The sequence below is a fragment of the Acidobacteriota bacterium genome, from assembly GCA_016196065.1.
GTDB lineage: Bacteria > Acidobacteriota > Terriglobia > Terriglobales > Acidobacteriaceae > Acidiflorens.
In genome coordinates, this window is sequence record JACPYL010000029.1 from 1 (window position 1) to 3,036 (window position 3,036).

2 protein-coding genes and 1 pseudogene are annotated in these 3,036 nt (G+C 59.9%); 2 read left to right on the forward strand and 1 reads right to left on the reverse strand.

Annotation, left to right across the window (positions count from 1 at the left end):
- Positions 1–549: 549 nt before the first annotated feature.
- Positions 550–1,809, forward strand: a pseudogene (gene ltrA, locus HY010_23640) (group II intron reverse transcriptase/maturase).
- A gap of 38 nt (positions 1,810–1,847) precedes the next feature.
- Positions 1,848–2,444, forward strand: a complete 597-nt coding sequence (locus HY010_23645) for a hypothetical protein (protein ID MBI3478733.1) — start codon at positions 1,848–1,850, stop codon at positions 2,442–2,444.
- A 207-nt stretch (positions 2,445–2,651) separates the two neighbouring features.
- Here the strand turns inward: HY010_23645 and HY010_23650 are convergent, their stop codons facing one another.
- Positions 2,652–2,930: a hypothetical protein gene (locus tag HY010_23650; GenBank protein ID MBI3478734.1), complete on the reverse strand. Its 279-nt coding sequence runs from the start codon at positions 2,928–2,930 to the stop codon at positions 2,652–2,654.
- Positions 2,931–3,036: the final 106 nt, after the last annotated feature.

Below are 3,036 nucleotides of genomic sequence, written 5' to 3' on the forward strand. Positions count from 1 at the left end.
ACCGCGGCGCGCTCGGGCTTCGCCCTTGCGCTCGGTAGACGGCGCGGCGCTCCGCGCCTGCCTACGGCCTCAAAAGTAGTTGTCGTTGATGGGGAAGTGTAATTGTCGCTGACCGGTAGAGGTAGTTGACGCCAGACAGTCGTGAGCACGGAAGGAAACGGCCTGGGAAGAACCAGGTCAGGTGACTGGCAAGAAGAGGACCGCAAGGGAACCACTGATGACATGTCGAAAGCGTAGGGACGATGTCGAAACCGCGGGGGTGTCGTTAACGCGGGACGAGCTTCGGCGATGCCTGTTTACGGACCGAAGCGGCATCCGGCATTGAGGTGGCCTGAGCTTGGCAGGGGCGATCAGGCGGAACGTGGGAACCTGGGACACCGATGCGAACGGAGAAGCCGCAAGTGGAAGAACCACGAGGGTGAGAGTACGGAAGCGGAGCCCAGGGGCGGAACAACCCGTAGTAGCGATGAAGTCCCCGAAAGGGGATGGAGCCAAGGGGTTGTGTTATGGAGCCAAATTCAATGAGCCAACCAGAAATGGGAGGAGCCGATGAGTGAGGCAAAGCCGTTCAGTATTTCCAAGTGGGAGGTCTGGGAGGCATAGAAGCGAGTAAAAGCGAACCAGGGAGCGGCAGGGGTCGACGAACAGACGATCGGGGACTTCGAAAGGAACCTGAAGGGGAACCTGTACAAGATCTGGAATCGGATGTCGTCGGGCAGTTACTTTCCGCCGCCGGTGCGTGCGGTGAAGATACCGAAAGCAAACGGTGGGGAGAGAAAGCTGAGTATACCGACTGTGTCAGATCGGATTGCGCAGCAGGTGGTGAAGTCGAGACTGGAGCCGGCGGTGGACCCGCTGTTCCATCCGGATTCCTACGGGTATCGACCGGGGAAATCGGCGCTGGATGCAGTGGGGCAAGCGCGGCAGCGATGCTGGCGCTATGACGGGATTTTAGATCTGGACATCAAGGGTTTCTTCGACAACATCCCGCAAGATCTTCTGATACGGGCGGTGAAGAAGCACGCCAGGGAACCGTGGATGGTTCTCTATATCGAACGCTGGCTGAAAGCGCCCGTGCAAGAAGAGGACGGCCAGTTGGTCCCGCGTGAGAAAGGCACCCCACAAGGTGGTGTCATGAGCCCTTTGCTAGCCAATCTGTTTCTGCATTACGCATTGGATCGATGGATGGCGACGCGCTATCGGCAGTTGCCGTTTGAGCGTTTCGCCGATGATGCCATCGTGCACTGCAGAACGGAGCAGCAGGCCCAGGAGATTCGGGCGGCAATAGCCACTCGCTTGAACGACTGTGGGTTGGAACTTCATCCGGAGAAGACGAAGGTTGTCTATTGCAAAGATGATGATCGGCGGGGGATGTACCCGAACGAGAAGTTCGATATTCTTGGCTATACGTTTCGGCCACGGAGATCGAAGAATCGGCGCGGGAAGTACTTCGTCAACTTCACGCCCGCAGTTTCCGACAAGGCGGTGAAAACACTTCGCAAGGAGATTCGAAGCTGGAATCTGCATCTACGCAGTGACAAGTCGATCGAAGATCTGTCGCGGATGTTCAACCCGATCATTCGAGGCTGGCTCCAGTATTACGGGCGTTTTTACCGGTCGGCGCTCTATCCGCCGATGCGGCAACTGGATCGATCATTGGCCCGGTGGGCTCACCGGAAATACAAGAAGTTGCACGGGCATTTGCGCAGAGCGACACACTGGGTCGCGCGTATCTCGAGACGCGATCCGAACTTGTGGGCGCACTGGCAGTTGGGCGTGCGGCGTGGTTCCATGGCGGGAGCCGTGTGAGTCGAGAGGCTCAAGCACGGTTCTGAGAGAGGCTCGGGGTGAGACTCCCCGGGCCTACTCACCCGGTGCTGGGGTTCGAGCACCGGGCGGAAGCGGAAGCATTCCTGGAGCAGTTGCGGGAGCGGATGCGGAAGTTCGGGCTGGAGCTACACCCGGAGAAGACGCGACGGATCGAGTTCGGGCGATTCGCGGAGGAAGACCGGAAGCGGAGAGGAGAAGGCAAACCTGAGACCTTCGATTTTCTGGGATTCACGCACAGTTGCGGGAAGACCTGGAAGGGCAACTGGTTCACGATTCGACGGCAGACCGTGAAGAAGCGACTGCGGGGCAAACTGCAGGCAGTCAAGCAGGAGCTCCGGAAGCGCTGGCATAAGCGGGTGGCGGAGAACGGCGAGTGGTTGCGGTCGGTGGTGCAGGGCTACTTCAACTATCACGCGGTACCGGGAAACTTCGTAGCCCTACGGACGTTCGGACGGGAGGTGGCCCGCATGTGGTTGACGGCGCTCCGGCGGCGCAGCCAGCGGGACCACTACTCGTGGGAACGCTTCCGGCCGATTGTGGGTCGTTACTTGCCTTTGCCGCGGATTCTACATCCCCTGCCTGGGTTTCGCTTCGACGCCATCCACCCGAGGTAGGAGCCGTATGCGCTAAAGTGCGCTCGTACGGATCTGTGCGGGGGGCGTCCGGCAACGGGCGTCCCTACCGCGACTTTTCGCCGATAGGGGTTGGGCATCGGTGACGGGTGCGGGGCTCCGAGGGGATTTTTCGGAACAACGCAGATACACGCCGATGGTGCCGAAAGTGGCATCTGTCGTAGGCAGGTGCCGACGTTCGGCGGAGGATCAGGGGTTATGAGCGCGTTTACGGCACTGATCGACGACGTAGGAAGTGTACAGATCGGCGCCACGGACGGAGATCCCGCTGTGCTGGAGGCGGGAGATGAGGTCCTGGCCGAAGAGATCCACCACCTGGACGTCGCGAAGGGACACGATAACGCGGGCTCCGTCCGCCAATGCCTGCTTGCAGTAGCGTTCGATTAAGGCGGCGCACTCGGTGCACAGACTGCCATCGACAATCAGCTCCAGCCGGCCGCGGACGTGATTCGTAGTGATGCGAAACATGGCGATTCCGTCTGCCGGAGAGAGTGCATTTGGCGTTCCATCCTGAACCTGCGGCCGGGGCGCGGCTATAGCTTCTCGTAGGCGATGAGGTCGTCGAGTTTCTTCT